The organism is Mesorhizobium sp. M0045, assembly GCF_040323385.1.
In the GTDB taxonomy this organism is placed as follows: domain Bacteria; phylum Pseudomonadota; class Alphaproteobacteria; order Rhizobiales; family Rhizobiaceae; genus Mesorhizobium.
Window position 1 is genome coordinate 1 of record NZ_JAMYUY010000014.1, and the last position, 25,657, is coordinate 25,657.

A 25,657-nucleotide genomic window follows, 5' to 3' on the forward strand; every position below is an offset into this window, starting at 1 on the left:
GGGGGAGATTGGCTGTCGTCGATGATTTCGCCAATCGCGAAGGCGAGGGTGCTTGATGGGTCACGACCTCGTTCCATCGCGTCAGCGAAAGAATGCAAAATCTATGCGCCGTTGCATGACCGATGCCGAGTTGAAGCTTTGGAACGAATTGCGCGCCCATCGGCTGATGGGGATGAGCTTTCGCCGGCAGGTGCCGATCGGACCTTACATCATCGACTTTGCTTGCTCGACACACAGCTTGATCATTGAGGTTGACGGCAGCCAGCACGCGGATCCCGAAAGCGTCCAGCGTGACGAGGCACGAAGCGCGTACTTGAATGCCAGCGGCTGGACCATCCTGCGCTTTTGGAACGACGACGTCGTTCGCGATATTGACAATGTCTGCCAGCACATCGTGATCGTGGCCGGCCTGACTGGCGCCGACGTGTTGGCAGGCGAGCCAGCAACGGAGGTAGTTCCATGATCGATCATCTCGGCATCACTGTTTCGGATTTCGATGCGTCGAAGGCTTTTTACGACAGGGCGATGGCGCCGCTCGGCGCCTCGCTGCTTTACATGGTGCCGCAGGAATATAGCGGCGGCGCCAAGGTCGGCGGCTACGGCCGCGACCGGCCGGTGTTTTGGCTGCATGCCGGCAAGGACAAGCCGAAGGATCATCAGCATGTCGCTTTCACCGCGCGCAGTCGAGCCGAGGTCTATGCCTTTCACGCCGCGGCGATCGCCGCCGGCGGCAAGGACAATGGCGGGCCGGGCCTGCGCCCGCACTACCATGCGAACTATTATGGCGCCTTCGTCTTCGATCCCGACGGCAACAATGTCGAGGCGGTCTGCCATGCTCCGGAGTAAGGCGTGATGAGCCTCGACAACAGACCGGTGTATACAGGCGGCTGCCAGTGCGGCGCGGTGCGCTTCCGCGTCGAAGGCACGCTCGGCGATGCTTCCGTCTGCCATTGCCGCATGTGCCAGAAGGCGAGCGGCAATTTCTACCTGCCGCTGGTCTCGGTGCGCGGCGCTAGGCTGGACTGGACGCGCGGTGAGCCCAAACGCTTCCGCTCGTCCAACGCGGCTTTGCGCGGTTTCTGCGCCGAATGCGGCACGCCGCTGACCTTCGAAGCGCCCGATGGCGTGGCGCTCGCCATCGCCGCATTCGACCACCCCGAGGAGATTGCGCCGACGATCCAATGGGGTGTCGAAGCCAAGCTCCCCTATGTGGATCATGTTCACGAATTGCCCGGTGAGGAAACGATGGCCGACGTCTCGTCTGCCTCCTATCTCGCCGACCTCGTCTCCTACCAGCATCCCGACCACGACACCGAACAATGGCCGCCGGAGGAAAAATCATGACCGAAACCGTTCGTACCGGCGGCTGCCAGTGCGGCGCCGTGCGCTTCCGCATCCACGGGGCGCTCGGCCGCCCGTCCATTTGTCATTGCCGCATGTGCCAGAAACAGTTCGGGTCGTTTTTCGGCGCGCTGGTGACAGTGCCGAGCGACGGCGTCGAATGGGTGCGCGAGGAGCCGAGTTACTTTCAGTCGTCGGTCAACATCGATCGCGGCTTCTGCGCCCGCTGCGGCACACCGCTGACCTACCGCCAGCCCGGCGCGCTGGAGATCGCCATCGGCGCCTTCGACGACCGTTCCGATCTGGCGCCGCAGATCCAGGTCAACTACGCCGCCAGGCTGCCTTGGGTCGAGACGATCTTCGACGCGCCGATCCATGACGACCCGGATTTCTACGCGCGACAGGAATCCATCATCTCCTTCCAGCATCCCGATCACGAGACGGCCAACTGGCCGCAGCAGGGCCTGAAATTATGAGCAGCGAATTCCGTACCCTCTATCCCGAGATCGAGGCTTTCGAGTCCGGCATGCTCGACGTTGGCGATGGCCATCAGGTCTATTGGGAGCGCTCCGGCACCAAGGGGGCCAAGCCGGCTGTATTCCTGCATGGCGGGCCGGGCGGCACCATTTCGCCAAAGCACCGGCGGCTGTTCGACCCGAAGCTCTACGACCTCGTTCTGTTCGACCAGCGCGGCTGCGGAAAATCGACGCCCAATGCCTCGCTCGAAGCCAACACCACCTGGCACCTGGTCGCCGACATCGAGCGCCTGCGAAAAATGTGCGGCTTCGACAAATGGCTGGTGTTCGGCGGCTCGTGGGGTTCGACGTTGGCGCTGGCCTATGCCGAGACCCACCCCGAGCAGGTCAGCGAACTGGTCGTGCGCGGCATCTACACGCTGACCCGCGCCGAACTCGAATGGTACTACCAGTTCGGCGTCTCGGAGATGTTCCCCGACAAGTGGGAGCGGTTTTTGGCGCCCATTCCGGAGGCTGAGCGCGGCGACATGATGGCCGCCTACCGCAAACGGCTGGTCGGCAGCGATCCTGTGGCGCGGGTCGAGGCCGCCCGCGCCTGGAGCCTGTGGGAGGGCGAGACGATCACGCTGCTGCCGGAACCGGAAACCAGCGGTCCCTTCGGCCAGGATGATTATGCCCTGGCTTTCGCCCGCATCGAGAACCACTATTTCGTCCATGCCGGCTGGCTGGAAGAGGGACAGCTGCTGCGCGATGCATGGAAGCTTAAGGATATCCCGGGTACCATCGTTCACGGCCGCTACGACATGCCGTGCCCGGCGCGCTATGCCTGGGCGTTGCACAAGGCGTGGCCGAAAGCGGACTTCCATCTGATCGAAGGCGCCGGCCACGCCTATTCGGAGCCGGGCATCCTCGACAGGCTGATCCGCGCAACGGACATGTTTGCCGGGAAATGACCATGGCTCGCGAGCGCCTTTATCTGTTCGACACCACGCTGCGCGATGGTCAGCAGACACCGGGTATCGACTTTTCCGTCGAGGACAAGATCGCCATCGCCAAGCTGCTGGACGAGTTCGGCATCGACTACGTCGAGGGCGGCTACCCCGGCGCCAATCCAACCGACACCGCCTTCTTTGCCGAGCGTCGCACGGCCGATGCCAAATTTGTTGCCTTTGGCATGACCAAACGGGCAGGAGTGTCGATCTCGAACGATCCTGGGCTTGCGGCGCTGGTCCAGTCGAAATCGGACGCCATCTGCTTCGTCGCCAAGAGCTGGGACTACCACGTCCGCGTCGCGCTCGGCTGCACCAATGAGGAGAACCTCGAGGCGATCAGGACCTCGGTCGAGGCGGCGCTCACTGCCGGCAAGGAGGCGATGGTCGACTGCGAGCATTTCTTCGATGGCTTCAAGGCCAACCCCGATTATGCGCTGGCCTGCGCCAGAACGGCTTATGAAGCCGGCGCGCGCTGGGTGGTTTTGTGCGACACCAATGGCGGCACCCAGCCCTCTGAGGTGCGTGCCATCGTCGAAAAGGTGATCGCCGCCGGCATACCGGGTGACCATCTCGGCATCCACGCCCATGACGACACCGGCCAGGCGGTGGCGAATTCGCTTGCCGCAGTGGAGGCCGGCGTGCGCCAGATCCAGGGCACGCTGAATGGCATCGGCGAGCGCTGCGGCAACGCCAATCTGATCTCGATCGTGCCGACATTGGCGCTGAAGCCGGCCTTTTCGGGCCGCTTTGCTACAGGCATTTCGGCAGAGGCGTTGACCGGTATATCGCGTCTGTCCCGCGCCTTCGACGAGTTGCTGAACCGCGCGCCCGAAGCGCAGGCGCCCTATGTCGGCGCCTCCGCTTTCGCCACCAAGGCCGGCATCCATGCTTCGGCGCTGGCCAAGGAGCCGGCGACCTACGAGCATGTGCCGCCAGAGACTGTCGGCAACCGCCGCCGCGTCATGGTTTCCGACCAAGGTGGGAAGGCCAATTTCCTCGCCGAGCTGAAGCGGCGCGGCATCGACGTGCCCCGGGATGACCATCGCCTCGACGCTCTGATCGCCGTGGTCAAGGAACGTGAGGCGGAGGGTTACGCTTACGAAGGCGCCGACGCCAGTTTCGAGCTTCTGGCGCGCAAGATGCTGCATGGCCTGCCGGAATTCTTCCGCGTCACCTCGTTCCGCTGTATGGTCGAGCGCCGCTTCGACGCCAACGGCCAGCTGAAGACGGTCTCGGAGGCGATTGTGAAAGTGCTGGTCGAGGGCGAGGAGAAGATGTCGGTCGCCGAAGGCCATGGCCCGGTCAACGCGCTCGACATTGCACTGCGCAAGGATCTCGGCAAATTCCAGAGCGAGATCGCCGATCTCGAGCTGGCCGACTTCAAGGTGCGTATCCTCAATGGCGGCACCGAGGCGATCACCCGCGTGCTGATCGAATCGCATGACGGCACCGGCGCGCGCTGGTGGACGGTCGGCGTCTCCGAAAACATCATCGATGCTTCGTTCCAGGCGCTGATGGATTCGATCGTCTACAAGCTGATGAAGAACCGCGACATGGCGGGATTGGCCGCGGCGGAGTAGGGAGATGGGCTTCTCGATAAGCTGGCTTGGTTTTCGTGGTTATGAAATAAAGGAAGCTGCGGCCTTGTTCGGGCGCGAAATTGGCGATTCATCGGAGATTTTCGAAGCGCCAGTGAATGCCTATGCCAGCGAAAAGAACTGGGCGATTATCATTCTCGATCCCTGCAGCTTCCCAAACCCACCTCAACAATATCTGGTTGCGATCTCGCAAGGGCGGGAAGTGGTTATCGCGCACATAGAAGAGCATGTCATGTTCGCCCGCGCCGAGCTCTGGCGCGACGGAAGGAACATTTGGAAAGTCTGGCACAGCGGTGACAAGACTGTGAGGGACTTGCATGTCACGGGTGATCTCCCCGCTTCTTTCGAAGCGCTGAAGCAGCAGTGTTTTTCCAAACAGGATGAAGAAGATACCAAGGGTTCCGAGGTCGATTTCGTTTTTGACCTTCCCCTCGATCTTGCGGCAGAGCTGACGGGCTTCAGGCACGATGAGGGTTCGCCCGACAGCGTCTTTTTCGAACTTAACGAGAAACCAGCTCAGCGTTGAGACCGCATGTCGTGTTGGTTGGGCCTTTTACCTCTCGTACACGGCGCGATTGTTCAATGTTTGGTGGTCGGGTTGAACCATCAGCGAGACTCCATTGATCCATCAGCAATTTGCGATGGTTTTGGGCAAGCCGCTGGCGCATAGCCTTCGCCCATGACTACCCAAGCACTTCACATCGAGGCCGACACCAAAGCTCGTCGCGGCTTCCTGCTGGCGCTCGGCGCCTACCTGCTTTGGGGGCTGCTGCCCTTCTACATGAAGGCTGTCGCGCATCTGCCGCTGGCCGAAGTCATCGCCCACCGCATCGTCTGGTCGGTGCCGATCGCGGCCGCTGTCCTGGTCTGGGCCGGTCGCACTGCCGATTTCAAAGCGGCAGTTCGTTCGCCGCGCATCATTTCGATGGCGGTGCTGACGGCGGCGCTGATCTCGGTCAACTGGGGCATCTATGTCTGGGCGATCGCGGTCGACCGCACCATCGAGACCGCGCTTGGCTACTACATCAACCCGCTGGTCAGCGTCGTTGTCGGCGCGCTGCTGCTCGGCGAACGGCTCGACCGCCTGCAGATCGTGGCGGTGGTGCTCGCGGCAATCGCCGTCGGGGTACTGACCATCGACGCCGGCAAGCTGCCTTGGGTGTCGCTGGTGCTGGCCTTTTCCTTTGCCGCCTATGCCTTCTTCCGCAAGACGCTGCCAATCGGCCCGAGCCAGGGCTTCCTGCTTGAAGTGCTGCTGCTGTCGGTGCCGGCGCTCGGCTACATCATCTTCCTGATCGCCACGGGACAGGATCATTTCGTCTCCAGCTCGTTGAACGACACCGCCTTGCTGATCGGCTGCGGGCCGGTCACCGCCGTGCCGCTGCTGTTGTTTGCGTTCGGCGCCAGGCTGCTGCGCCTCTCCACCATCGGCATCATGCAATATATCGCGCCGACGATCGTCTTTTTGATCGCGGTGCTGATTTTCGGCGAACCCTTCGGCAGTGTTCAGGCCATAGCCTTCGGGCTGATCTGGGCGGCACTGGCGATGTACTCCTGGTCGATGTTTTCTTCGGTGCGCAAGACCGTCGCCGCAGCCGCTCGAGCCGCGTAACGAAGAAAGGCGGCTGGCCGGTCATTGCGGATTTAAGGAAGGCAGTAGGGAAAGGAATGAATGGTGAATAGTCAGTAGTGGATAGACAGGCGCGGTCTGGAACGTCTTATGTTTCACTATTCACTATTCACTCTACATCTTATCAATCACCGACTGTACGCCCTCCGTCGGAGCGTCGACGGACGATCCCGCCACCATGATGGCGGCGACGATTGCTTCCGGATCCTCGACCACCAGCGGCTTCACCCGTTGCGCCGTGTGGATGAAACCTTCCGTTGCCATGTGGTCGAGCAGCGCTAGCATCGGATCCCAGAACCCTCCGACGTTACCGAAGACGATCGGCTTACGGTGGTGGCCGAGTTGCGCCCAAGTCATGATCTCGACGATCTCCTCGACCGTGCCGATGCCGCCGGGCAACGCCACAAAGGCGTCGGATTTCTCGAACATCCTATGTTTGCGCTCATGCATATTGTCGGTGATGACGAGCTCGTCGAGCCGGTTAAGCGCGGTTTCGGTCGCCTCCCGGTTGATCAGAAAACGTGGAATTATGCCGGTTACCTTGCCGCCGGCCTTTAATGCCCCTTCAGCGACGGCACCCATGATCCCTTTAGTGCCACCGCCATAAATCAGACGCAGGCCGGACTTGGCGATCGAGCGGCCAAGCAGATGTCCGGCCTTGATATAAGTTTCATCTCGGCCCGGGGACGAGCCGCAATAGACGCAGACAGATCGAATCGTGTTCATGTTATGATTGGTGATAGGGACTATTGGCATGGTCAAGCCCTGGGGCGGGCTTTTTCTTGTCGGATTTGGTAAAACAGGCTAGACCGAATTAGGTGGCTAAGGGGCAGGGAAACATGGCAATTAATCCGTTGAAGGCGTTTTTGTTCGCGGCTGGCGGCTCTGTCGCCGCGGCGGGAACCGCCTATCTGTCGGGCGCGCTCGACCCGTATCTCAATTCTACCCGGCCTGCAGAGGTCGCGGCGCTGACGCCGCCGGCTTCGAAACCGGTCGCTCCGGCGACCGAGGGGCGGCTGCCGCCTGCGCCCGCGGCGTCCACCGATGCGGCAGCGCCCGCTGCGCCGACCGCAGCAGGTGCAATCGTGCCGACCTTCGACATCGTGCGCGTCGAAAGCAACGGCTCGATCGTCGTCGCCGGCAATGCGGCGCCCAACGCCAAGGTCGAGATTCTCAACGGTTCGACTGTGCTCGGCTCGACGGTCGCCGGTCCCGACGGCGCCTTTGCCATTATTCTCGACGATCCGCTGAAGCCCGGCGACTATACGATCACGCTGCGCTCGACGGCTGGCAATGTCGTGACCGCCTCGGCGCAGACCGCCGTCGTTTCGATCCCGCGGAATTCCACCGGCCAGGTGCTGGCAATGGTCGAGGAGCCGGGCAAGCCGTCCGAATTGCTCACTGTTCCGGCCCCTGAGGCAAAATCTGATGCCGCGCTGCCTGCCCCCGGCACCGAATTGCCGGCCGCCGCCGCGCCGGCCGCCATTGAAGCCGCGCCGGCTCCGGTGGCGCCCGCCACACCGGCAGCGCCTGCTGCTCCCGCGGCGGAGCCCAAGATCGTCGTCGAAGCCGTCGAAATCGACGGCAACAAGATTTTCATTGCCGGCGTCACTGATCCCGGCCGCAAGGTGCGCGCCTATGCCAACGATATCCTGCTCGGCGACGCGAAGACCTCGCCCGACCGCCACTTCCTGGTCGAAGCGACACGTGACATCCCGGTCGGCACCTACACCATCCATGTCGACGCGCTCGACGCCGACGGCGTGAGGGTGGTGGCCCGTGCCGCCGTGCCGTTCGAGCGCGAGCCAGGCGAGGCGGTTGCCGCCGTCGCACCCGCCGAGCCTAAGCCTGCCGAGATAAAACCAGCCGAGCCGAATGCTCCGGCGACCAAAGCCGCGCCGGCTACACCGGCAACAGCCGCCGAAACGCCCGCAACCCCCACTCCCGCCACCGAGGCCCCGGCCGAAATGGCCGCGACAACGCCTTCGGGCGAAACTCCCGAGACCGTCGCTCCTAAGCTCGAACATGCCGATGGCGCAGTCATTATCCGCCGCCATGACACGCTGTGGCGGATTTCGCGGCGAGTCTATGGCCAAGGCATGCGCTACTCGACCATCTATCTCGCCAACCAGGACCAGATCAGCAATCCGAACCGAATCTGGCCGGGGCAGGTGTTCAAGGTGCCGGAGAAATCGAAGGAAGGCGAGCCCGCCGATCTCAAGGCAATGGGCGACCAGATGACGACGGCGCCAGTCAAGACCGAGTAGCCGTTCTGCCCATCAGGATAGCTTGCGACAGGGCCAGTCATCGTTTATCGCCGATGCACGATGATCGAATCTCCCCCCGTAATGGACCGACGCCAGGCGGCAGATGAACGCGCGCCGGCCAACTGCACGCCGGCCAAATGCACGCCGGATAGCCGCGCTGTCGCTGTCCGGCTCGCGGCCCTTTCGCATCCGGCGCGGATCGAAATTCTCAAACACCTTTCCGCCAGCCGTTCGTGCTGCTGTCGCGAGGTCGTCGAGCATCTCGATCTGGCGCAGTCCACCGTTTCCCAGCATTTGAAGATCCTGGTCGAGGCCGGGCTGATCCGCTTCGAGCCTGACCGCCAGCGCTCGCGCTATGAGCTCGACCGCGCCGCGCTCGCCGATGTTTCGGCATCGCTGGCCGCGCTGGTCGATTCCTGCTGCTCCGGCCGCTAAGATATAAAAGGTAAACAAGAATGGCCGAGAAAACCGTTTCCGCCGATTCCGGCTCGACCTTCAGAACGTTGCGCAATCTCTGGCCCTACATGTGGCCGGCCGACCGCGCCGACCTGAGGGCCCGGGTGGTGTGGGCCACCGTGCTGCTGGTCGTTGCCAAGCTGACCCTGGTGGCCGGACCCTATTTCTTCAAATGGGCGACCGACGCACTGGCCGGCGATAGCAAATCGCCGCCGCCGCTGCCGGCCTTCCTGCTGGCGCCGGTCATGCTGGTCGTCGCCTACAATACCGTGCGGCTGGTGCAGCTCGGCTTCAACCAGTTGCGCGACGCCCTGTTTGCACGGGTCGGCCAGCATGCCGTGCGCCGGCTCGCCTTCCGTACCTTCGTGCACATGCACGAATTATCGCTGCGCTTCCACCTCGAACGGCGCACCGGCGGACTGTCGCGCGTCATCGAGCGCGGCACTAAAGGCATCGAGACGATCGTCCGGTTCACCATGCTGGCGACTGCGCCGACGATCGTGGAATTCGCGCTCACCGCCGGCATCTTCGCCGTCACCTATGGCTGGCTATACGTCTTGGTGATCGCGGTCACGGTCTGGCTCTATGTCTGGTTCACCGTCAGGGCGAGCGATTGGCGTATTTCGATCCGCCGCGAGATGAACGACAGCGACAATGAAGCCAGCACGAAGGCGATCGATTCGCTGCTCAACTACGAAACAGTCAAATATTTCAACAACGAAGCCATGGAGGCCGAGCGCTTCGACCGTTCCACGGCGCGCTATGAGGTGGCTGCGACCAGGACCTGGACTTCGCTTGGTTGGCTGAACTTCGGCCAAGGCGTGATCTTCGGCATCGGCATGACCGTCGTCATGGTGCTGTCGGCACTCGAGGTGAAGGCAGGCACACAGAGCGTCGGCGATTTCGTCTTCGTCAACGCCATGCTCATGCAGCTTTCGGTGCCGCTGAATTTCATCGGCATGATCTACCGCGAAATCCGCCAGGGCCTGACCGACATCGAAAACATGTTCGATCTGCTCGACGTCAAGCGCGAGATCGTCGATCGACCGGGCGCCAAGCCACTGGTCGTCAGCGCCGGCAATGTCGAGTTCCGTGACGTGCATTTTTCCTACGACCCCAACCGCAAAATCCTGAAGGGTATCAGCTTCGAGGTGCCAGCAGGCAAGACGGTGGCCATTGTCGGTCCCTCCGGAGCCGGAAAGTCGACCATTTCGCGGCTTTTGTTTCGTTTCTACGACATCCAGCGCGGCAAGGTTCTGATCGACGGCCAGGACATTCGCGACGTGACGCAGGAGAGCTTACGCGCCGCCATCGGCATGGTGCCGCAGGACACGGTGCTGTTCAACGACACCATCGCCTACAACATCCGCTACGGCCGCATCGGCGCCAGCGAGGAGGATGTGCGCAAGGCAGCAGAACTGGCCCAGATCGGACCGTTCATCGAGCGGCTGCCCGACGGCTATCGCTCAATGGTGGGCGAGCGCGGGCTGAAACTCTCCGGCGGCGAGAAGCAGCGGGTGGCGATTGCCCGCACCATCTTGAAGGCTCCGCCGATCCTGATGCTCGACGAGGCGACCTCGGCGCTGGACAGCCACACCGAGCAGGAGATCCAGGCGGCACTCGACCTGGTCAGCCAGGGCCGCACCACCCTCGTCATCGCCCATCGGCTGTCTACAGTGATTTCGGCCGACGAAATCATCGTCCTGCAGGACGGCCAGATCGCCGAGCGCGGCACCCATGCCGCCTTGATGGCCAAGCGCGGCCTTTATGCATCGATGTGGGACCGCCAGCGCGAGGCAAGCGAGGCCGAGGAGCGGCTGCGCATTGCCCGCGAAAGTGACGAGTTCGGCGTCGTCGTTCGCCGCCGCACCTCGGAGGTGAGCTGAAAATCGTGCTTGACCTCAACTTAAGTTGAGATCGTAGGCCGTTTTGGATCGCAGCAAGATGCGTCGTTCAAAAACGGAGACAATCGACATGAATGGGATAAATCAGGCAGTTAGCGGCGGCAGCGTATTCCGGGTGGACAAGTTTGTCGTTCCGGCCAACGCCCGCGAGGAGATTCTTGCCAAGGTCCGAATGACGCATGAATTGCTGCGCCAGCAGCAAGGGTTCGTCCAGGATTTCCTGCTTGAGCAATTCTCGGGGCCGGGCGAGTTCAACCTCGTGACCATTGTCGAATGGGAAGGGCAGGCCGCTGTCGACAAGGTGGTGCCGATCATCAAGGCTGCGCATGAGCGCAGCGGCTTCAATCCTCAGGGGACCATTGCGCGACTTGGCGTCAAGGCCGATATTGCCAACTATCAGCGGATTCCCGGGATGTAAGCTCTTTACGGCCAGCCGGCGCCCGGCGCAGTAGCGTCGACGCTGAGCACTTGGCCGGTACGGGCATCGCTGATCATATGTTCGAAGCCGCGCCATTCGGCGGCAACGATGAACAGCGTTTTTCCCTCGCTGCCGCCGAGCATGCAGGCAAAGCAGCCGCGGTCGACATCGACGCTTTCGAGCATCGCGCCGCCCTCGCGCACCCGCACGCAATGCCGGTTCGGAACATCGGCATACCAGGCCGCACCTTCGGCATCGAGGCAGATGCCGTCGGGAAAACCGTTGCCGAGATTGGCCCAGATCCTGCGGTTGGAAAGGCCGCCATCGGCAGCGATGTCGAAGGCGGTCAGCCGGTTGGCGTGGGACTCGGCAACGATCAGCGTCTTGTTGTCAGGCGTCACCGCCATGCCATTGGCGAAGGCGAGGTTCTCAGCCACCTGCCGAACCGAGCCGTCAGGCGCTACCAGCACGATGGCACCGGGGCCGAAATGCTGGCCGGGACCCGGAGCAGGCCCACCACCATTGACATAGATGTTGCCGCGCCTATCGACGACGATCTCGTTCCACGGGCTCTTTGATAGTTGTCTCAGATCGGCATGGGTGACCAATGTCCCGTCTGCCTCCTGCCTGAGGATCAGCCCTTCGCGGCCGGACACGACAAGCAGGCGCCCGTCCGGCAGCCAGTCAATGGAATAGGGCAGGGTGGCCGGCACGGTGAGCACGATCTCGCTGTTGCCTAGGACGTCAACGGCGATGATCTGGCCCGTACCCCAGTTGCAGAACCACAGCCGGCCATCGTGCCAGCGCGGTGACTCGCCGAAAGCCAAGCCGTTCATCACCACTTGCACTTGCCTAGCTGCTGATTTCTGCATGGGCCGAGAACCTCCGGGTTGCGCAAATCGTCATGGCCGAAAAGGCCGATGAGAGGCGCTGTCTTGCCAAGGACGGGCGAGAGTGCTGCGTTCCGACAATGAGGATGGCGACGGCGTCGTTTATATTTGACCTGAGTAGCCGCACGGAACCGCGCGATGCGCCGTGCGCCTTCACTCATTCTTCTTCAATGAAGTATAACCGGCCGGTGCTTGCGGACGGGAAAGTCAAATGCAAGAATCACGTTGGCCCGCAGAATCCTGTTGTGGCAAGCAGGGAGGGCGTTTGGCGTGTTTGAAAGATTTTCCGGCTGGGCTAAGAAGAAATTTCAGCGATCAGCGACCATTTCACCGACTCGGTCCAAACAGTCATCCCCAGGCAAGCCATCATCTTCGGTGATCGTGCCGCGCTCAGTCGTGGAAGACGCGGCCGACAATCCTTTCGGTCTCATTGTAGCCGTCAGAGAATTCGTCGAAGCCATGGTCGCGCAAGGCCTTTACCGTTCCACGGAAATCAGCCCCAAGGCAATGCAGGCCTGTCATGCCGATGACTATTTGGCTGAGGTCAACAATGGCGGCCATAGCCAGTTCATCTATAATTCTGGCGAAGAACTCGACACCGTCATTGCCGACGCACGCACTGCCCTCGCTGAGATGGGCGCGCACGGACAACTGGCGACTTTGGACCAAATGGCTGCCTGGGTCGCGGAGCACCCCGAGGAGACTGAGGAACAGACAGGCTTCGAAGGAGGTACTGACGATAAGCTCAGTACTCTCGACCGTCTATTCTACCAAGCCGATCAGGCCGCATCGATGCTCGCTCTATCGGCGCGCTGGATAAACTCGTGGCCTGAACTCGCAATCGTTGAGGATGCCGACTACCGAGAAGCCATCCATCAACTGGCCATGGCCAATCCCCGGCGCGAGCCGAGGCTACTCCATCGTTCTGTTGGCAAGCTGGTCAATCAAATGACGGGCTGGCGTGATGTCGGCGTCGGCCTTGCATGCGCCGAGGCGCCTAGGCCGGAGGTCAAGCTGGCGCTCGGCATGGCAAGGGTGCTGGACGTCGAGGGCGAAAAACTGTTGGCTTTTCAGCTGCGCACCAATGCCAAGGAGCCGCGTCTAGCCGTCGCCACGCCCACGCATGCGGCCGTCTATGAATATATCGCCCCGAAGGATCCGTCCGTCGCGCGTCCGGGCGAGAATCCATTCGCTGCCGGCGCCCCGCGCGTCGGCAAGAGACTTGCCCGTGTTGAAGCGCAGGCAATAGAAACGGTGCTCGAATTGGCCGCAGCCTATCATGCGCCGGTCGCTGTCGACCTCTTGCTACGCAGGGCCGGGTTCGATCCGACCGATGCTGTCGTCTCGGCGAACTCGGTGGTGCCTAGGGAAGGCGGCGCAGTTGTGAACTGGGTGGTTATGGCCGACGGGCATGTATTCTTCCTCCAGTCGACCCCGAAAGGCGGCGCGCTGCGCGGCAGCCACGAAGAGAGCCTGGCGGAGGCCGATCGGCGCGAGCTCGAGGAGTATTTCGACCAAGCGGCAGCAGCGGGTGCCTGAGTGGATTCCGCTTGGCCGTTCTGAGACGGCGGCGACCGCCACCCCCGAGCGCTCCCATTGTCGCGTTGCGACCGCGGGGTGTTTCCGCTATTGAGGCCGGACTTGGAACCAAGGTTGTCCTGATCCCATGAGCCTCGTCGACACGATCAAGAATGCGTTCGTTCCGATCCATCGCGAGGGTTATCCCTTTATCGCTGCGTTCGGCGCGGCGACGCTCTTTCTTGGCTATTTCTCCTCGACCCTGTTCTGGATCGGTCTCATCCTGACGGCCTGGTGCGCCTATTTCTTCCGCGATCCCGAGCGTGTCACGCCGATCGACGACCGGCTGGTTGTCAGCCCGGCCGACGGCATCGTCTCGGCGGTTGGCCCGGCCGTGCCGCCGCGCGAGCTTAACCTCGGCGGCGGCGAAATGACCCGCATCTCGGTATTCATGAACGTCTTTTCCTGCCACGTTAACCGCTCTCCGGTGCGTGGCCGCATTTCCAGGATCGAGCATCGGCCAGGAAAATTCCTCAACGCCGAACTCGACAAGGCAAGCACCGAGAACGAGCGCAACGGGCTGGTCATCGAAAGCCCCAATGGAACGGTCGCCGCGGTGCAGATTGCCGGCCTGGTGGCGCGGCGCATCGTCTGCTGGGCCGAGCCTGGCGGCGCCATCGGCACCGGCGAGCGCTTCGGGCTGATCCGCTTTGGCTCGCGCGTCGATGTATTCCTGCCCTCGACCGCGACGCCGCGTGTCGCCGTCGGCCAGACCGCGGTTGGCGGTGAGACGGTGCTGGCGGAATTCGGCGGCGTTGCTGCAACGCCGCTCGTGCGGGTGTCCTGACCGGTGGCGCCGCCGTTCAAGAAATTCGAGGCGCATGGCGGCGGAGGGCCGCGCATTCGCGAAATCCCGATGCGCATGGTGCTGCCCAATCTTGTCACGGTGCTTGCCATCTGCGCTGGCCTGTCCGGTATTCGCTTCGGCTTCGAGGGCCGCTTCGAGCCAGCGGTGGTGATGGTGCTGCTCGCCGCCTTCCTCGATGGTATCGACGGCCGTCTGGCGCGAATGCTGAAGGCGACTTCCAAATTCGGCGCCCAGATGGATTCGCTGGCCGATATCGTCAATTTCGGCGTGGCACCGGCGCTGGTGCTCTATGCCTTTCTACTCGACAGGGCAGGTTCGCCGGGCTGGATCGCCGCACTGCTGTTCACCATCGCCTGTGGGATGAGGCTTGCCCGTTTCAACGTGCTCGACGAAGAGCTCGACCGTCCGCAGTGGCAGACCGAATATTTCGTCGGCGTGCCGGCGCCGGCGGGTGCGGTGTTGGTGATGCTGCCGCTCTATCTGTTCTTCCTCAGGCTTGGGCTTGAACCCAGCCGCCTGGCGGCCTTCATTGCCACCGGCTTTACAATCTTGGTGGCGTTCCTGCTGGTCAGCAGACTGCCCGTCTATTCCGGCAAGAGCGTCAGGATACCGGGCGACAGGGTGCTGCCGATCATTCTCGCAGTCGTTCTCTACGTCCTGCTTTTGATGACCTATCCCTGGTATACGCTGACGGCCTCGGTTGCCGGCTACCTGGTCTTCTTGCCGTTCAGCGTGCGCGCCTATTCGAGACGCGCCAAGCGCGAAGGCGAGAAGGTGCCGTCGTCGGACATTGGCTGACGGATTTTGACTTGGGAGCGGCTCGCAGAGCACGCGGCGCTGTGGAACGCACCTCAAAAACCCGTTTTCGGAACTTGCTGGGCGGCCAGACCGTTTGTGTTGGTAGGTCCGTTTGAGCGGCTGGTCGTGATACGTCGTCAACGTCGCGCAAGCTGCCGCATTGGGCGCAAAACCATCGGAAACGAGGAGAAATGGCTGTCATCCTCATCGGCGCGTTACTGACTGTCGCCGGCCTCGTCTATATGGCGGTTGCGGCCATCATGCGCGGGCGGCTTAGTGAGCCGGCCGCTGTCTCCACCGCGCCGGATAGTCCGACCCCCAATCTCGCAACACCAGGTCCGACTCTGGAGCCGCGACGACGCGGGCTCCGTTTTCTCGGCCTGTCGCAGAACTGGCCGGGCCTGCTGATGATGGCCGTCGGCGTCATTCTGCTGTTGTCGGTGGTGGTCCTCTAGAGTTTTCGACAGCAAACCTCAGGCGGCTGCGCTCAGTCCCAGCCTCTCGAGCGCCAGCTTTCTAGTCGAGACATAGTCGGTCTTGCCGGAGCCCAGCACCGGGATCTCTTCGACCTTGACGATGTCGTTCGGCACCATCAGTTCGGCCGCCCCGGCTTTTTTGCCGAATTCGCGCAATTCGTCGGGATCCGCATTGGCGGCGGTGGTGACCAGAACGAGGCGCTCGCCGCGCCGCTTGTCCGGCACTGCCACCACGGCGTGATGCTCTTCTGGCCACAGCGACTGCACCAGCATCTCGACCGCACCAAGTGATACCATCTCGCCGGCTATCTTGGCGAAGCGCTTGGCGCGGCCGCGAATGGTGATGAAGCCTTCGCGATCGACCGAAACGATATCGCCGGTGTCGTGCCAGCCTTCGAGCGGCTGCAGCTCGCCCGGCCTATCGGCGGTCATGTAGCCCATCATCAGGTTCGGCCCGTCGAGCCACAGCCGGCCGGCGTCGCTAATGCCTTCGACCGGTTCGAGTTTCATGCGCATGGCCGGCAGCAGCCGCCCGACCGTTCCGTCGCGGCCGTGGATGGCAGTGTTGACGGCAACCACCGGTGCGGCCTCGGTCAAGCCAAAACCTTCGATGATCTCGGCCTGGAAGCGCTCGCGGTAAACCCGGCGCGTCTCCGGCTTCACCGCCTCGGCACCGGCCACGACGAAGCGCAGGCTGGAAAAATCGTCGTCCTTGGCGGTGCGGGCATAGTTGGCGAGGAACGTGTCGGTGCCGAACATCACCGTTGGCCGGACCTTGCGCGCCACCTCCGGAATAAGTTTGTAGTGGAGCGGTGACGGGTAGAGGAACAGCTTTACTCCGGTGACCAGCGGCAGGATGGTGCCGCCGGTTAACCCGAACGAGTGGAACACCGGCAGCACGTTGAGCAGGATGTCGGCAGGCGAGATGGTGATGCGGGCTTCCGCCTGCATCGCATTGGCAAGAAGGTTCCGGTGCGACAGCACCACGGCCTTGGGCGTGCCTTCCGAGCCGGAGGTGAACAGGATCACCGCCGGCTTGGCCGCATCCTGGCGCTGCAGCGGCCAGCGCCACAGCAAGGCGGCTGCGGCCTTGTCCAGCACGGTCACGCTTGCGCGAACATCCTCCAGCCACAACAGTTTCGCCCCGCCTTTTTCCACCGCCTCGACGATGTCGGCGAGGTTGGCCTTTTCGACAAAGGCGCGTGAGGAGACCACGGTGCGGATCATCGCCGTGCGGACGGCGGCGGTGACGCTGGCCGGGCCGGCGGTATAGTTGATCATTGCTGCCACCCGCGCAGCCGACAAAAGTCCGACGAACGACAGCACGACCCCATTGGCGTTGGGCAGGAGCAGCCCAACCGCTTCGCCCGGCGCTGTTATTGCCTCGAAGCGGTGGCCCAAAACCCTGGCGCCGATGAACATTTTCCGGTAGCTCAGCGCGCCACCAATGACGTCCTCGACAATTGGATGCGAAGCGCCAACCCGGTCGGCGGCATCGCGCATGGCAAGAAACAGGCCGCGATCGAGATCGTTGCCGAAAAGCCTGGCCTCAGCGAAGCGATCGAACAACGCATTTGTGTTGGAGGCCTGATCGGGATTCCGCGCCACCAGCTCGGCAATGGTCATCGGCTCCAGCACGCTGATCGACAGCTGCGGAAACCAGTGGCGGGGCGCCTTGTCCGCCGGCGTCAGTGAAGCCGGCAGGCTGCGTGCGCCGGCAACGAAGATCGGCACGATGCGCGCGTCGGCCTGCATGGCGATACGGGTGATGGCGCGAAACAACCGAAACGACTTGACGTCGGGCTCGACCGCATCCGGCAGGTAAACGGCGAGCCGGCCCTTGCCCTTCAGCACCCGCACCAATCTGCGGCTGACGAAGACATGCTCGGCGTTGAAGGCGATGGTGCGGCCGAGCTCACGCCACGGCTCCAGCCACGGCGACCTGGCCGAAGCCTGGTCGAGGATGTGCAGCGTGTCCTCCGGCAGCAGCGACAGCATCAGCGCCGGCTCGATGCGTGACTGATGCCAAACGACGTAGATGACCGGGGCCGCCGACTTGCGGGCAATCTTGATGCGCTCGTCGCTGATCCGGTAGGCGAGCTTGAACGGCACGTAGAGCAGCGCCTGGCTCAAACGCAGGCCGAGGCGGAACGTCTCCACCACGCCGATCAGCAGCCAGGCCGCGACAAGACCCGCAAGCAGCGCCAGTGTCAGGATCATCGCCGCATCTCCCAACAATCTCACGTCACGGCTCTTCAGTGGCCGCTTCGGGTGAGAACCTAGCCGAAGTTGGATCAACGTCAATGCGGCTCCATTTTCCTTTTCTCCTGTCATCACTGGATTCGGCTGCCTATCGCAGCTACGCCGCTTTCATCCTTCCGCTGATGAAGCGGAATTCCTGCGTCTTGCCGCCAAAGCCATAGGCGGCCGCAGGCACTTCATGCACGAGGGCGTAGCTTTCCTCATGCACCTTGCCCAGAAGCCGGCCGAATGCGGCAAAAATTGCCTGCAGATACGCCTCCAGCTCGAGCTTGGTGTTGGTGCCGTCGACAACCTTGATGTCGAGCCAAGCCGTGTTGGCGCCATGCTCGGCCAGCGACTTGCCGCCGGCGAACCAGTGCTCGGGGTCGTGATAGGAAATGGCAACAGCTGTAATCGTTGCATCTTTGCGCAGATGCATGGCCGTCAGTTCGGTCACCTCCTTGGCAATGGCGGCTGACAAACCGGCATCGGGTTTGCCGGTGACGCTGACATTGATGATCGGCATGTTTCTTCTCCTCGGCTTCAAGCGGCGTTTCTCGCCGTCGATAAAATCGTGCCATCATTACTAAATCAAAAAAATCGAATTGTTTTTGATAAACACTTTGATAGTGTCGAATTATGCAGATGTTCGATCCCGACCTCCTCAAGACTTTCCTCGCTTTCGTCGATGGCGGTTCCCTGGCGCGGGCCGCGTCGATCGTCGGCCGCTCCCCGTCCGCAGTGACCGCGCAGATGCAGCGGCTGGAGGATGTTGTCGGCGAAGCGCTGCTGGTGCCGCAGGGGCGAGGGCGCGGTCTGACGCCGGCAGGCGAGGATCTGGTCGGCCACGCGCGTCGCATCCTTGCCGCGCACCGCGAGGCGTGGCTGGCCCTCAAAGGGGCGCGTGCCGACGGGCGCGTCGCCATCGGCACCACGCAGGACTTCGCCGACAGCGGCTTGCCGCAGCTTCTCAGGGCTTTCGCTGTCAGCCATCCGCGCGTCAGGATCGAATTGCGCGTCGGCCGTTCCGCTGAACTGGCGCAGGCTTTGCAGGCCGGCACCCTTGATCTGGCCATTGCCATGCGGCAGGTGGCGACACGCGACGAAGTCGGCGTGCTCAAGGAACCGATGATCTGGCTTTGCTCACAGAATGGGCTGGCCACCCGCCATGACGAACTGCCCTTGGCACTGCTCGATCCTCATTGCGGGTTTCGGGAAGCGGCGACCAGTGCACTCGATGCGGCCGGCCGTCGCTACCGCATTGCTGCCGGCAGTGCCAGCCTTGCCGGCCTGCGCACGGCAGTGCACGCCGGCATCGCCTTGACGTTGAGGACTGCGCGCTTCGCTCATTCCGGCATCGTCGAGGCGCCGCGCGATCTTGATCTGCCGCCAGTGCCGGTCGCCGAATTCGCCATCCGCTTGCGTGAGGATGCCGATCGGCCAGCGCAGGATCTGGCCGCGTTGTTCAGCGGCAACCTAGCCTTGGCCAACTGAGCCAGCAAAGAAAAAGCCGACCTTGCGGTCGGCTCTGAGTAGGACGGGCCGAGGGGTTTGGGGGGACTTGGGGTGGCCCGTCGCAGCCATAATGACTGAGCCCTATGATGGTTCCATGACTTTTCAAATTTATTTTGAGGAACGGACTTCTCGTGATCGGACCGCCAACTCGCCCTCGGACGCGGCGAGGATCGGTCCTGCATCCTCTGCGCGCTGCCTAGCCATGAGCCAGTCTCGGCCGGCGTGAGCGAACACCGCGCAAAGCACGATGGCCCCGCCGAGCATGCTGGCTGCCGGCGGGATCTCCGCGAGGAACAGGAAGGCAAACAGGATCGCGAATGGCACTTCGGCCGAGCCCAGCAATCCGGACTCGGCCGCCGGAATAAGCCGGGTGCCCTCCGTCCACAAGATCGAGGCCAGCGCGAACGAGGCGCCGAAGGTGGCTAGAAGCACAGCATCCCAGGCCGAGACGGCCAGCGGCTCGGCGATGAGCCAGCCGAGCACGAACAGGAGGAACGCCGACACGGCACCCGCCCACACCACCGGCGTGTCGCGGAAGGCCCGCACCATGATCATGTAGAGGGCACTGCCGATCGTCATCAGCAGCGCCAACCCGTCGCCGAACAGATGGCCGGTGCCGAAGCCGGACCAGACCATGATCGCCACACCGCACAGTGACACGGCGGCGGCGGCAAGCGTCTGCAGCCGGAACGGCTCGCGGACCAGCATGAAGGCAAGCAGCGCGGTGACGAAGGGTGCGGTGGCGTAGATGATCGCGACATTGGCGACAAAGGTGAACGCCGAGATGAAGGCGATGCTGGCGAGCGCGCCCTCGATCGCCAGCAGCCAGCCGCGCCAGCCGAGCCGCAGGCTGTCGCGACCGCCGGAGCGCTGGCGACGCCATAGCACATAAAGGCTGATCAGGATCGAGCCGACGAAGCCGCGCCAGCAGGTGATGGTCAGCGGGTCGGCATGGATCGATTTGGTCAGCACGCCGGTGAGGCCGAAGACGGCCGCCGATGCCGAGACCAGGATGATGCCGAGGGTACGTTCGCGGGCGCTTTCCACTGTGCCTGACATGTCCAGCGATTCCGTCATTTCACCAGCTTACGCTGCCCCGTCCTGACACCATAGTGTCAGCTTGATCGAGGCGTCGTGCATCGAAACAGCAGACGGCAGCGCCGTTGAACAGGATGCCCGCAAGAACCCTTTCGCGGGTTTCCAGGGTGGCGATATCGGCCATATGTCCGGCGGCCTTACGAATGTGTTGCGAGAGAGGGTGTGAAGGCGTTGGATGTCGGGCATCCGTATCGTCCGGCTATACGGGCGAAACCCTGCCAAGCGCTACGCCAGCGGGGACTTGCGTTTGGGGCAGGCGACACCGCCGTTAAGCGGCGAAGCCAGACAACTATGGGAGAGAAATGAAATGGACGCGATCGCATTGAAGGCCATGCAGGCGCCGCTGAAGGAGGCCTATCGCGACGACGCCTCGCGCGCGCTGATTACCCTCAAGGCCAAGGGCTCGATCGACGACCAATCGATCGCCTGCAAGGTCGAGACGGGCAGGGCGATTGCCATTGCAGGGCTGCATCCGGCGACCGGCGGCACCGGGCTCGAACTCTGCTCCGGCGACATGCTTCTGGAAGCGCTGGTGGCTTGCGCCGGTGTCACGCTGAAGGCAGTGGCGACGGCGCTGGAATTCAAGCTTGGGGCCGCCACGGTGGAAGCCGAAGGCGATCTCGACTTTCGCGGCACGCTTGGCGTGGCGAGGGATGCGCCGGTTGGCTTCCGCGCCATCCGGCTGACATTTGGGCTCGACACCGACGAACCGCAGGAGCGCATCGATGCGCTGCTCAAGCTGACCGAGCGCTACTGCGTGGTGTTTCAGACCATCAGCCAGAAGCCGGAGCTGACGGTCAGCGCGCGACGCTGACGATCTCCCCCTTGAGGGTCCCTCAGGGGGAGATGTCGCCGAAGGCGACAGAGGGGTTGTCTCGCGTGAAGTGCCAACCGCTGCAGCAGGCCGAGCGCGGTCGGACCAGCCTGGCCTGTCGGCCATGTCCCCCCAAGGGTCCCTCAAGGGGGGAGATCACGTTCTCCTACTGCGCCGACGGCTCCTCGGCGTCGCCCTCGTCGGCGAAGGGCGAGGCGCTCGGCACGCACTGCACCGACCAGCCGGCCGGCGTCGGTTGCTTCTGGTATTCGGTTATGGCGAAGGCGCACTGTTCGCGGGTGTCGAATGTGCTGGGCAGCACGACCATGCCGCCTTGCGGGCCGGCGATCACCAGATACCAGACTAACGCTGCGCTCGGTGCCGCCATGAGTATTTCCTCGCTCTGCTTGTTTGGGAGTCGCACGATCCTAGCAACTCCGGCCCAGCGGCGAAAGCTGGGCCAAAGCGCGGCGTTAAGCCACGGCATCACAGCCGCGTGATGTCGGTCGTTTTCCGGCTGTGGTTCAGTTCACCGCAAAACAATAGAACAGGCCGTCGCCGCCGGTGCCCTTCAGCGCCTCCTGGCTGCAGCCACCGCGTGACGCATGCGAGGAATTCCACGATTTGGCGGCTGCCGAATCATCGAGGCCGGTACGATCGTGATGACCCATCATCGCCACACCTTCTGCTCCGCTCAGCGTCCAGTCGCCGCAGGTCTGGTCGGCTATTTTCGTGCCATCCGGCTTGGAGCCGGTCAACACGTCGTGCCGGTTGGGCGTGTCGCCGCGGCCGTTGACCATTTGGCCCTTTTCGTCGAGTGCCGTCTTTTTGGTGATGGCGTTGGCATCGCTATGCAAGGAAGCGACATCATCGGCGATCTTGACGCCCTTGGCGTTGAACCACGGGCCTTTGCCGATACGGTCGCGTGCATCGGTATCGCTGGTCGAGAGATAAGCGCGCCATGTCTTGCCGGTAACGCCCGCGGCTTCGGCCAGTGAACTACAATGGGCGTCGGCGCCGGCCACACCGCCGAGATCGGCGCCTTTGCCGGAGCCGACGCTGGTGACGAAAAAGCTCATCGTTGCCTCCTGCGACGACGTGGCGCCGATAACTGCAAGCAGCGCGGTGGCAGTCAAGAGAAGCAGTCTCCGCATATGGTCCTCCGTTCCTCGAATTGTGGCACCCGAACAACGTTGGTGCCGGCGCAATTCTTCCGGCAAAATGCGATGTGTGGCTACTCCGGCTGCCGGTAGGCGACAAAGCGATTGTGCTTGGCCTGGAAGATCAGCCCGGTCTCCTTGAGCATAGGGCTGGCCAGCGGCACGATACGCTTGGCGATCTCCGAAGGGTGCGGCAGTGTTTCAGGATCCTCGCCGGGTACGGCCTGCGCCCGCATCGCGGTGCGCGTTGCCCCGGGATCGGCGGCATTGACCCTGAGCGGCAGGTTTTCGGTCTCATGCGCCCATGAACGCGTCATGGCCTCGACCGCCGCCTTCGACGCCGCATAAGGCGCCCAGAAGGCGCGTGCGGAGTGGGCAAGGCTGGAGGAAAGCACGATAGCACGGCCGGCATCGGAAAGCCTGAGCAGCGGGTCGACCGAGCGGATCAGCCGCCATGTTGCGGTGACGTTGATGGTCATCACCTTCTCGAAGGTCTTGGCCTCGACATGGCCGATCGGGGCGATGACGCCGAGCACAGCGGCGTTGGCGACCAGTATATCGAGCTTGCCCCAGCGCTCGTGGATGGCGCCGCCCAGCCGGTCGATCCCCGCCATGTCGGCAAGATCGAGCGGGGCCAGCGTCGCCTGTCCGCCACCTGCCTTGATCTGGTCGTCGAGTTCTTCCAAGCCGCCGACGGTGCGAGCAACCGCAATCACATGCGCACCGGCCGCGGCAAGCTCCCTGGCGATGAAATAGCCGATACCGCGCGACGCGCCGGTGACGACCGCAACGCGGCCGGAGAGGTCAAGGCTCATACGATGGATTCCGACAGGCAAGGTGAAGCCGCCGTAAGGGGCCAAGGGGACGGAGACAAACGGACCGGCAAGGCCTACGACCCGCCGGCCGCTAACAGCGACAGCGTGCGCACATTGTCGGAGCCTTCGAAATCGGCAAGCCGGGTCGGATACTGACCGGTGAAGCAGGCGTCGCAGAATTGCGGCTGCTCGTTGTCGCGGCCGGCTTCGCCGACGGCGCGATAGAGCCCGTCTATCGAGAGGAAGCCGAGCGAATCGACGCGGATGAACTCGGCCATCTCCTCCACCGACATGCGCGATGCCAGCAGCTTCGATTTCTCCGGCGTGTCGACGCCGTAAAAGCAGGAGGCGCGCGTCGGCGGCGAGGCAATGCGCATATGCACTTCCTTCGCGCCGGCATCGCGCACCATCTGCACGATCTTCTGGCTGGTGGTGCCGCGCACAATGGAATCGTCAACCAACACCACACGCTTGCCTTCGATCATGCGGCGATTGGCGTTGTGCTTCAGCTTGACGCCCATGTGGCGGATCGAATCGCCGGGCTGAATGAAGGTACGACCGACATAGTGGTTGCGGATGATGCCGAGCTCGAACGGAATGCCCGCGGCCTGCGAGAAGCCGATCGCCGCCGGCGTGCCCGAATCCGGTACCGGCACGACGATGTCCGCCTCGACTGGGCTTTCCAGGGCCAGCTCGGCGCCGATGCGCTTGCGCACTTCGTAGACATTGCGGCCTTCGACAGACGAATCCGGCCGCGCGAAATAGACATATTCGAAAATGCAGAAGCGGGTCTTCTGCGGCTCGAACGGGAACAGGCTTTCGATCCCCTTGCTGGTGACGACGACCATTTCGCCGGGCTTCAGGTCACGCACGAAACGCGCCCCGATGATATCGAGCGCACAGGTCTCCGAGGCGAGGATCCAGGCACCGTCGAGATCGCCGAGTACCAGCGGGCGGATGCCGAGCGGATCGCGGCAGCCGATCATCTTCTTGGACGTCATCGCCACCAGCGAGAAGGCGCCTTCGACCTGGCGCACCGCATCGATAAAGCGCGAATTCAGGTCGCGCTCCTTGCTGGTGGCAACCAGATGCAAGAGCGTCTCGGTATCGGAGGTGGAAGAGAAGATGGCGCCTTGCTTCTGTAGCGCGCGCTGCACGGTCATGGCGTTGGTGAGATTGCCGTTGTGGGCGACGGCAAAGCCGCCATCGGCAAGTTCGGCGAAGAAAGGCTGGATGTTGCGCAGGCCGGAGCCGCCGGTGGTGGCATAGCGCGTGTGGCCGATGGCACGGTTGCCTTGCAGGCTGTCGATGACACGCTGCTTGGTGAAGGTGTCGCCGATCAGGCCGACATGGCGTTCTACATGGAATTGGGTGCCGTCGTAGGAAACGATGCCGGCCGCTTCCTGGCCTCGATGCTGCAACGCATGCAGGCCGAGCGTTACGATGGCTGCGGCGTCCTGCCGGCCGAAAATGCCGAACACGCCGCATTCGTCGTGGAAATGGTCGTCGGCTTCGGCGGAAAGCACGTCGTCTGCGTCTGCCATTGAGGGCTCAAGCTCCGCTAAAGTCGCCATATAAGGTCATAGCGCATCGAAAGCAACGCACGTCGTGCGGCGTTCGCATGATCGTCAGTCTTGATGCCTCGCCAAGTCTGCAGATTGGCAAGTCTGTCGAAATCAGTTTGCCGGCGCCGGGTTTGCAGGTGCCGGCGTCGCGGGCGCATTGTCGGCCGGTGGCGCGTCGCTGTCATCGGGTGCCGGAGCGGTGGCGTCGTCGCCGGCGGCAGGTGCTTCCGCTGCAGGCGCGTCTGGGGCCAGAGGCGTCTCGGTGGCTGGCTGATTCGGATTGAGCTTGTTGAGGATAGCGTTTTCCGGATCCTCGGGCAGCAGGCTTTCGAGCTTGGCGCCGATCGATTCGAGCAGCGGCTTTGACTTGGCGTTGGCAATCCAGCCTGGGGCCTTGGCGCCGGCCAGCCAATTGAAGAAAAGCAGCGCAACAGCGACGACCAGGATACCGCGCGCCGCGCCATAGAGGAAGCCAAGTGTACGATCGAGCGCGCCGATCCTGGAATCGATGATCCAGTCGGCGAGCTTCATGGTGATGACCGAAACGACGATCAGCGCGACAATGAAGACGATACCGGCGGCCGCTGCCATGGCGGCCTTTTCGTTGTCGATATAGGGCTGAATGTAAGGCAGCACCGGCTTGTAGAAGAAGAAGGCGGCCGCTGCAGCGGCTGCCCAGGAGATGATCGACAGGATCTCGCGCGAAAAGCCTCGAACCATGGCGAGCATCGCCGAGACCAGGGTGAAGCCGACGAGAATTCCGTCAAGCAGCGTAATCGGCATGTTTTCGCCCCACTCCGATCTCTTTTTCGCGGCT

At 62.9% G+C, this 25,657-nt stretch carries 28 protein-coding genes; 18 read left to right on the top strand and 10 right to left on the bottom strand.

What is annotated here, in order from left to right; translation table 11 throughout:
• Positions 1 to 55 precede the first annotated feature (55 nt).
• From NKJ72_RS20965 to rarD, 8 genes are all read left to right on the top strand, one after another.
• Positions 56 to 463 carry an endonuclease domain-containing protein gene (locus NKJ72_RS20965; RefSeq protein ID WP_352479205.1) on the top strand — a complete coding sequence of 136 codons (408 nt, stop codon included), beginning with the start codon at positions 56 to 58 and terminating at the stop codon, positions 461 to 463.
• A complete protein-coding gene (locus tag NKJ72_RS20970) occupies positions 460 to 846 on the top strand; it encodes a VOC family protein (RefSeq protein ID WP_352479206.1) in 387 nt (128 codons plus the stop codon). The genes NKJ72_RS20965 and NKJ72_RS20970 overlap by 4 nt, the downstream gene beginning before the upstream one ends.
• 6 nt (positions 847 to 852) lie before the next feature.
• The gene (locus tag NKJ72_RS20975) at positions 853 to 1,344 is read left to right on the top strand and encodes a GFA family protein (RefSeq protein ID WP_352479207.1); all 492 of its coding nucleotides are present in this window, start codon (positions 853 to 855) and stop codon (positions 1,342 to 1,344) included.
• The gene (locus tag NKJ72_RS20980; protein ID WP_352448982.1) at positions 1,341 to 1,817 is read left to right on the top strand and encodes a GFA family protein; all 477 of its coding nucleotides are present in this window, start codon (positions 1,341 to 1,343) and stop codon (positions 1,815 to 1,817) included. Before NKJ72_RS20975 ends, NKJ72_RS20980 begins: the two co-directional genes overlap by 4 nt.
• Positions 1,814 to 2,770 carry a prolyl aminopeptidase gene (gene pip, locus NKJ72_RS20985; RefSeq protein ID WP_352479208.1) on the top strand — a complete coding sequence of 319 codons (957 nt, stop codon included), beginning with the start codon at positions 1,814 to 1,816 and terminating at the stop codon, positions 2,768 to 2,770. Before NKJ72_RS20980 ends, pip begins: the two co-directional genes overlap by 4 nt.
• On the top strand, positions 2,767 to 4,389 hold the full coding sequence (gene cimA / locus NKJ72_RS20990; protein WP_352479209.1) for a citramalate synthase: 1,623 nt from the start codon (positions 2,767 to 2,769) through the stop codon (positions 4,387 to 4,389). The genes pip and cimA overlap by 4 nt, the downstream gene beginning before the upstream one ends.
• Before the next feature lie 4 nt (positions 4,390 to 4,393).
• On the top strand, positions 4,394 to 4,933 hold the full coding sequence (locus tag NKJ72_RS20995; RefSeq protein WP_352479210.1) for a hypothetical protein: 540 nt from the start codon (positions 4,394 to 4,396) through the stop codon (positions 4,931 to 4,933).
• A gap of 153 nt (positions 4,934 to 5,086) precedes the next feature.
• Positions 5,087 to 6,019 (top strand): EamA family transporter RarD, encoded by a 933-nt coding sequence (rarD, locus tag NKJ72_RS21000; RefSeq protein ID WP_352479211.1) that lies wholly within the window; start codon positions 5,087 to 5,089, stop codon positions 6,017 to 6,019.
• Between the two features lie 132 nt (positions 6,020 to 6,151).
• On the opposite strand, the gene NKJ72_RS21005 is transcribed toward rarD, so the two are convergent.
• Complete coding sequence (locus NKJ72_RS21005; protein ID WP_254820219.1) at positions 6,152 to 6,763, bottom strand: LOG family protein; 612 nt, start codon at positions 6,761 to 6,763, stop codon at positions 6,152 to 6,154.
• Positions 6,764 to 6,876: 113 nt separating this feature from the next.
• On the opposite strand from NKJ72_RS21005, the gene NKJ72_RS21010 reads away from it, so the two are divergent.
• The 4 genes from NKJ72_RS21010 (at position 6,877) to NKJ72_RS21025 (ending at position 11,082) form a co-directional block, all read left to right on the top strand.
• The gene (locus tag NKJ72_RS21010; RefSeq protein ID WP_352479212.1) at positions 6,877 to 8,304 is read left to right on the top strand and encodes a LysM peptidoglycan-binding domain-containing protein; all 1,428 of its coding nucleotides are present in this window, start codon (positions 6,877 to 6,879) and stop codon (positions 8,302 to 8,304) included.
• Between the two features lie 81 nt (positions 8,305 to 8,385).
• Positions 8,386 to 8,739: an ArsR/SmtB family transcription factor gene (locus NKJ72_RS21015; RefSeq protein WP_352479323.1), complete on the top strand. Its 354-nt coding sequence runs from the start codon at positions 8,386 to 8,388 to the stop codon at positions 8,737 to 8,739.
• Positions 8,740 to 8,759: 20 nt separating this feature from the next.
• The gene (locus NKJ72_RS21020) at positions 8,760 to 10,646 is read left to right on the top strand and encodes an ABCB family ABC transporter ATP-binding protein/permease (RefSeq protein WP_352479213.1); all 1,887 of its coding nucleotides are present in this window, start codon (positions 8,760 to 8,762) and stop codon (positions 10,644 to 10,646) included.
• 88 nt (positions 10,647 to 10,734) lie between these two features.
• Positions 10,735 to 11,082: an antibiotic biosynthesis monooxygenase gene (locus NKJ72_RS21025; RefSeq protein ID WP_352479324.1), complete on the top strand. Its 348-nt coding sequence runs from the start codon at positions 10,735 to 10,737 to the stop codon at positions 11,080 to 11,082.
• A 5-nt stretch (positions 11,083 to 11,087) separates the two neighbouring features.
• Here NKJ72_RS21025 and NKJ72_RS21030 read toward each other — a convergent pair whose 3' ends face one another.
• On the bottom strand, positions 11,088 to 11,954 hold the full coding sequence (locus tag NKJ72_RS21030; protein ID WP_352479214.1) for an SMP-30/gluconolactonase/LRE family protein: 867 nt from the start codon (positions 11,952 to 11,954) through the stop codon (positions 11,088 to 11,090).
• Positions 11,955 to 12,164: 210 nt separating this feature from the next.
• On the opposite strand from NKJ72_RS21030, the gene NKJ72_RS21035 reads away from it, so the two are divergent.
• The 4 genes from NKJ72_RS21035 (at position 12,165) to NKJ72_RS21050 (ending at position 15,611) form a co-directional block, all read left to right on the top strand.
• A complete protein-coding gene (locus tag NKJ72_RS21035; RefSeq protein ID WP_352479215.1) occupies positions 12,165 to 13,511 on the top strand; it encodes a DMP19 family protein in 1,347 nt (448 codons plus the stop codon).
• A gap of 127 nt (positions 13,512 to 13,638) precedes the next feature.
• Positions 13,639 to 14,337: a phosphatidylserine decarboxylase gene (locus tag NKJ72_RS21040; protein WP_352479216.1), complete on the top strand. Its 699-nt coding sequence runs from the start codon at positions 13,639 to 13,641 to the stop codon at positions 14,335 to 14,337.
• Between the two features lie 3 nt (positions 14,338 to 14,340).
• Positions 14,341 to 15,156, top strand: a complete 816-nt coding sequence (locus NKJ72_RS21045; RefSeq protein WP_023677728.1) for a CDP-alcohol phosphatidyltransferase family protein — start codon at positions 14,341 to 14,343, stop codon at positions 15,154 to 15,156.
• 191 nt (positions 15,157 to 15,347) lie between these two features.
• The gene (locus NKJ72_RS21050) at positions 15,348 to 15,611 is read left to right on the top strand and encodes a hypothetical protein (RefSeq protein WP_352479217.1); all 264 of its coding nucleotides are present in this window, start codon (positions 15,348 to 15,350) and stop codon (positions 15,609 to 15,611) included.
• An 18-nt stretch (positions 15,612 to 15,629) separates the two neighbouring features.
• Here the strand turns inward: NKJ72_RS21050 and NKJ72_RS21055 are convergent, their stop codons facing one another.
• On the bottom strand, positions 15,630 to 17,852 hold the full coding sequence (locus NKJ72_RS21055; RefSeq protein WP_352479218.1) for an AMP-binding protein: 2,223 nt from the start codon (positions 17,850 to 17,852) through the stop codon (positions 15,630 to 15,632).
• Between the two features lie 139 nt (positions 17,853 to 17,991).
• Entirely contained in the window at positions 17,992 to 18,399 is a 408-nt protein-coding gene (locus NKJ72_RS21060; RefSeq protein WP_352479219.1) for a tautomerase family protein, read from the bottom strand.
• Positions 18,400 to 18,512: 113 nt separating this feature from the next.
• Between NKJ72_RS21060 and NKJ72_RS21065 the strand changes: the two genes are divergently transcribed.
• Entirely contained in the window at positions 18,513 to 19,367 is an 855-nt protein-coding gene (locus NKJ72_RS21065) for a LysR substrate-binding domain-containing protein (RefSeq protein WP_352479220.1), read from the top strand.
• 129 nt (positions 19,368 to 19,496) lie between these two features.
• Here NKJ72_RS21065 and NKJ72_RS21070 read toward each other — a convergent pair whose 3' ends face one another.
• Positions 19,497 to 20,447, bottom strand: coding sequence for a DMT family transporter (locus NKJ72_RS21070; RefSeq protein ID WP_352479221.1), 951 nt, complete (start codon positions 20,445 to 20,447; stop codon positions 19,497 to 19,499).
• 346 nt (positions 20,448 to 20,793) lie between these two features.
• Here NKJ72_RS21070 and NKJ72_RS21075 point away from each other — a divergent pair, with 346 nt between their 5' ends.
• Positions 20,794 to 21,300 (top strand): OsmC family protein, encoded by a 507-nt coding sequence (locus NKJ72_RS21075; protein WP_352479222.1) that lies wholly within the window; start codon positions 20,794 to 20,796, stop codon positions 21,298 to 21,300.
• Between the two features lie 166 nt (positions 21,301 to 21,466).
• Here the strand turns inward: NKJ72_RS21075 and NKJ72_RS21080 are convergent, their stop codons facing one another.
• The 5 genes from NKJ72_RS21080 to NKJ72_RS21100 all read right to left on the bottom strand — a co-directional run bounded on the left by NKJ72_RS21080 (position 21,467) and on the right by NKJ72_RS21100 (position 25,623).
• Positions 21,467 to 21,688 carry a hypothetical protein gene (locus NKJ72_RS21080; RefSeq protein WP_352479223.1) on the bottom strand — a complete coding sequence of 74 codons (222 nt, stop codon included), beginning with the start codon at positions 21,686 to 21,688 and terminating at the stop codon, positions 21,467 to 21,469.
• Between the two features lie 136 nt (positions 21,689 to 21,824).
• Entirely contained in the window at positions 21,825 to 22,454 is a 630-nt protein-coding gene (locus tag NKJ72_RS21085; RefSeq protein WP_352479224.1) for a hypothetical protein, read from the bottom strand.
• Between the two features lie 80 nt (positions 22,455 to 22,534).
• Complete coding sequence (locus tag NKJ72_RS21090; RefSeq protein ID WP_352479225.1) at positions 22,535 to 23,275, bottom strand: SDR family NAD(P)-dependent oxidoreductase; 741 nt, start codon at positions 23,273 to 23,275, stop codon at positions 22,535 to 22,537.
• 74 nt (positions 23,276 to 23,349) lie between these two features.
• Positions 23,350 to 24,819 (bottom strand): amidophosphoribosyltransferase, encoded by a 1,470-nt coding sequence (purF, locus tag NKJ72_RS21095; protein ID WP_352479226.1) that lies wholly within the window; start codon positions 24,817 to 24,819, stop codon positions 23,350 to 23,352.
• Between the two features lie 132 nt (positions 24,820 to 24,951).
• Positions 24,952 to 25,623 (bottom strand): CvpA family protein, encoded by a 672-nt coding sequence (locus tag NKJ72_RS21100; protein WP_254820238.1) that lies wholly within the window; start codon positions 25,621 to 25,623, stop codon positions 24,952 to 24,954.
• Positions 25,624 to 25,657 lie beyond the last annotated feature (34 nt).

Excerpts from the sequence above, each read along its gene's own strand:
- purF (WP_352479226.1), bottom strand. The coding sequence starts at position 24,819 with ATGGCAGACGCAGACGACGTGCTTTCCGCCGAAGCCGACGACCATTTC.
- NKJ72_RS21015 (WP_352479323.1), top strand. The coding sequence starts at position 8,386 with ATGGACCGACGCCAGGCGGCAGATGAACGCGCGCCGGCCAACTGCACG.
- NKJ72_RS21020 (WP_352479213.1), top strand. The coding sequence starts at position 8,760 with ATGGCCGAGAAAACCGTTTCCGCCGATTCCGGCTCGACCTTCAGAACG.
- NKJ72_RS21065 (WP_352479220.1), top strand. The coding sequence starts at position 18,513 with ATGCAGATGTTCGATCCCGACCTCCTCAAGACTTTCCTCGCTTTCGTC.
- NKJ72_RS21085 (WP_352479224.1), bottom strand. The coding sequence starts at position 22,454 with ATGCGGAGACTGCTTCTCTTGACTGCCACCGCGCTGCTTGCAGTTATC.
- NKJ72_RS21070 (WP_352479221.1), bottom strand. The coding sequence starts at position 20,447 with ATGTCAGGCACAGTGGAAAGCGCCCGCGAACGTACCCTCGGCATCATC.
- NKJ72_RS20975 (WP_352479207.1), top strand. The coding sequence starts at position 853 with ATGAGCCTCGACAACAGACCGGTGTATACAGGCGGCTGCCAGTGCGGC.
- NKJ72_RS20995 (WP_352479210.1), top strand. The coding sequence starts at position 4,394 with ATGGGCTTCTCGATAAGCTGGCTTGGTTTTCGTGGTTATGAAATAAAG.
- NKJ72_RS21025 (WP_352479324.1), top strand. The coding sequence starts at position 10,735 with ATGAATGGGATAAATCAGGCAGTTAGCGGCGGCAGCGTATTCCGGGTG.
- NKJ72_RS21090 (WP_352479225.1), bottom strand. The coding sequence starts at position 23,275 with ATGAGCCTTGACCTCTCCGGCCGCGTTGCGGTCGTCACCGGCGCGTCG.
- pip (WP_352479208.1), top strand. The coding sequence starts at position 1,814 with ATGAGCAGCGAATTCCGTACCCTCTATCCCGAGATCGAGGCTTTCGAG.
- NKJ72_RS21005 (WP_254820219.1), bottom strand. The coding sequence starts at position 6,763 with ATGAACACGATTCGATCTGTCTGCGTCTATTGCGGCTCGTCCCCGGGC.
- NKJ72_RS21060 (WP_352479219.1), bottom strand. The coding sequence starts at position 18,399 with ATGCCGATCATCAATGTCAGCGTCACCGGCAAACCCGATGCCGGTTTG.
- NKJ72_RS21030 (WP_352479214.1), bottom strand. The coding sequence starts at position 11,954 with ATGCAGAAATCAGCAGCTAGGCAAGTGCAAGTGGTGATGAACGGCTTG.
- NKJ72_RS21010 (WP_352479212.1), top strand. The coding sequence starts at position 6,877 with ATGGCAATTAATCCGTTGAAGGCGTTTTTGTTCGCGGCTGGCGGCTCT.
- cimA (WP_352479209.1), top strand. The coding sequence starts at position 2,767 with ATGACCATGGCTCGCGAGCGCCTTTATCTGTTCGACACCACGCTGCGC.
- NKJ72_RS20970 (WP_352479206.1), top strand. The coding sequence starts at position 460 with ATGATCGATCATCTCGGCATCACTGTTTCGGATTTCGATGCGTCGAAG.
- NKJ72_RS21040 (WP_352479216.1), top strand. The coding sequence starts at position 13,639 with ATGAGCCTCGTCGACACGATCAAGAATGCGTTCGTTCCGATCCATCGC.
- NKJ72_RS21080 (WP_352479223.1), bottom strand. The coding sequence starts at position 21,688 with ATGGCGGCACCGAGCGCAGCGTTAGTCTGGTATCTGGTGATCGCCGGC.
- NKJ72_RS20965 (WP_352479205.1), top strand. The coding sequence starts at position 56 with ATGGGTCACGACCTCGTTCCATCGCGTCAGCGAAAGAATGCAAAATCT.
- NKJ72_RS20980 (WP_352448982.1), top strand. The coding sequence starts at position 1,341 with ATGACCGAAACCGTTCGTACCGGCGGCTGCCAGTGCGGCGCCGTGCGC.
- NKJ72_RS21075 (WP_352479222.1), top strand. The coding sequence starts at position 20,794 with ATGGACGCGATCGCATTGAAGGCCATGCAGGCGCCGCTGAAGGAGGCC.
- NKJ72_RS21100 (WP_254820238.1), bottom strand. The coding sequence starts at position 25,623 with ATGCCGATTACGCTGCTTGACGGAATTCTCGTCGGCTTCACCCTGGTC.
- NKJ72_RS21055 (WP_352479218.1), bottom strand. The coding sequence starts at position 17,852 with ATGATCCTGACACTGGCGCTGCTTGCGGGTCTTGTCGCGGCCTGGCTG.
- rarD (WP_352479211.1), top strand. The coding sequence starts at position 5,087 with ATGACTACCCAAGCACTTCACATCGAGGCCGACACCAAAGCTCGTCGC.
- NKJ72_RS21050 (WP_352479217.1), top strand. The coding sequence starts at position 15,348 with ATGGCTGTCATCCTCATCGGCGCGTTACTGACTGTCGCCGGCCTCGTC.